Genomic DNA, 451 nt, shown 5'->3' on the forward strand with positions numbered 1-451 from the left:
TAGCCACACTGCCCTTGGCTTCCTTTTCATCGATGCCGTAACCCACTGCAGCGTATCCGACAGGGTGGCCTTCATCGTCCTTCATCTCAGACCAATCGCCACCGGTGGCAATAACCATGTCCGGGTCAGATTCCAAAACCTTCTCCGGGGTGATAGTGCCGGATTCGCCCGGGATGATTTCATCCGCAATATTCTCGCCGCCGGCCGCGTTGACCAGCTGGGAGATATTGGAATCGTTCCAGGAGCCGCAGCAATCGGACACACCGGCCGATCGCCAGACGAAGGCCCTTGGCTTGTCCTTTACCTGCTTCGCGCGGTCCTCAACCAGATCCACCGTCTTTTGCCAATCCGCGTTGAATTCCTCAGCGCGGTCCTCTTGGCCAAAGATCTCACCGAAGATGTCCATAGTCTTAGGCGTACTCTCCAGCGGGTCGCGGCGGAAGTCGGTGAC

At 57.9% G+C, this 451-nt stretch carries 1 protein-coding gene; it reads right to left on the minus strand.

The window, feature by feature from the left end:
- Positions 1–451, minus strand: a 451-nt coding sequence (locus DUK53_RS17135) for an ABC transporter substrate-binding protein (RefSeq protein WP_143813227.1), incomplete at both ends; no start/stop codon positions are given.

The sequence above is a fragment of the Listeria sp. SHR_NRA_18 genome, from assembly GCF_003856515.1.
GTDB lineage: Bacteria > Bacillota > Bacilli > Lactobacillales > Listeriaceae > Listeria_A > Listeria_A newyorkensis.